Raw genomic sequence first — 1,600 nt, 5'->3', positions numbered from 1 at the left:
ATCTTGCGCCGCGGTCCGCGGTCGTCCGCCGCGATCCAGGTGCCGCTCTCGCCCTCGACCCGACCGGCCTCGACGCCGAAGTCCGCGCAGACCCGGATCATCATCTCCTCGATGTGCCGGACGTAGCCGACGACGTCGATGGGGGCCGGGAGCCGGACGATCGGGTAGCCGGTGATCTGGCCCGGTCCGTGCCAGGTGATCTTGCCGCCGCGGTCGACGTCGATGACCGGCGTGCCGTCGGTGGGGCGCTCCTGGGGCTCGGTGCGCTTGCCCGCCGTGTAGACCGCGCGGTGCTCGAGGAGGTAGACGGTGTCGGGCTCCTCGCCCGCGACGACCTTCGCGTGGGTGTCCCGCTGGACCTGCCAGGCCTGCTCGTAGTCGACGAAGTCGGGGTCGAGGCCCAGGTGGACGAAGCGCATGCGGTCACCCTACGCCGGGCGGCATACGATGCCGGAGTGCCAGACACCGACCTGTCCCCGTCCACCCCGCTGCGCGTCGGACTCGTCGGCTACGGCTCTGCGGGCCGCGGCATCCACGCCCCGCTCCTCGTCCGGGCCGGTCTCACCGTGGCCGCCGTGTCGACCTCGAACGCGACCCGCGCCCAAGAGGTCCGCGCCGACCTCCCCGGTGCAGAGGTGGTGCCCGACCTCGAGGCGCTCCTCGGTGTCGACGGGCTCGACCTCGTCGTGCTCGCCTCGCCCAGCGGCGTGCACGCCGAACAGGCCGAACGGGTCATCGAGGCGCGTCTGCCGCTCGTCGTGGACAAGCCCCTCGCCCTCGACGCGAGTCGCGCCCTCGACGTGCTCGACCAGGCAGCGCATCACGGGGTCCCCCTGACGGTCTTCAACAACCGACGCTTCGACCCCGAGCTGGCCGCCCTGCGGATCGTGCGCGACCAGGAGCTCGTCGGTGAGATCTGGCGTGCCGAATACCGTTGGGACCGTTGGCGCCCCGTGCCCAAGCAGCGCTGGCGCGAGCAGGCGCCCGCCGAGGAGGGCGGTGGCCTGATCCTCGACCTGCACACCCACCTCGTCGACCAGGCCGTGCTGCTGCACGGCGAGGTCGAGTCGGTCTATGCCGAGGTCGACTCGCGCACGACCGTCGCCGAGGACGACACCTTCCTGGCCTGCTGGCACACCTCGGGTGTGGTCAGCCACCTCGTGTCGAGCTCGGTCAACGGCGCCCCCGGGCCGCGCGCCCGCGTCAACGGATCAGCCGGGTCGTTCGTCATCGGGCGACAGTTCGACGACGTCAGCGCGTTCACGGAGTTCGAGAACGACGGCGACGCCATCGGCTGGATCGTCCGCGGCGACGACCGCGAGCGCGGCCCCGTGGTGACCGACGCCGACCAGGCGAACTTCTACCGCGCGGTGGCTGCCGCCCTCGTCTCGACGGACCCGCAGGCGACGATGCCCGTCGACCCGAGGGACGCGGTCCACGTGCTCGCCGTCGTCGACGCCGCTCGGATCAGTGCCCGCGACCGTCGCGTCGTCGAGGTCGTGACGCCCGGCCAGACCCCCTAGCCTTCCGCCCCTGCACCTGCCTGCGTATGCCGTGTGGCGCCTCTCGCGTCCTGCGTCCTGGCGGCTCGGGACCGCGC

The 1,600-nt window shown here is 72.4% G+C and carries 2 protein-coding genes; one reads left to right on the top strand and one right to left on the bottom strand.

The features are described 5' to 3' along the window. Nucleotides 1-419, bottom strand: a 419-nt coding sequence (gene lipB, locus AC1DP0_RS21715; protein ID WP_478088625.1) for a lipoyl(octanoyl) transferase LipB, incomplete at its 3' end; no start/stop codon positions are given. Nucleotides 420-455: 36 nt separating this feature from the next. Here lipB and AC1DP0_RS21710 point away from each other — a divergent pair. Then, nucleotides 456-1,523 carry a Gfo/Idh/MocA family protein gene (locus tag AC1DP0_RS21710; RefSeq protein ID WP_478088624.1) on the top strand — a complete coding sequence of 356 codons (1,068 nt, stop codon included), beginning with the start codon at nucleotides 456-458 and terminating at the stop codon, nucleotides 1,521-1,523. The last annotated feature ends 77 nt before the right edge of the window (nucleotides 1,524-1,600 follow it).

Source organism: Terrabacter sp. P5_B1 (assembly GCF_056400505.1).
Note: the sequence above shows the minus strand (reverse complement) of the source record. Positions and strands in the feature narration are given on the sequence as shown.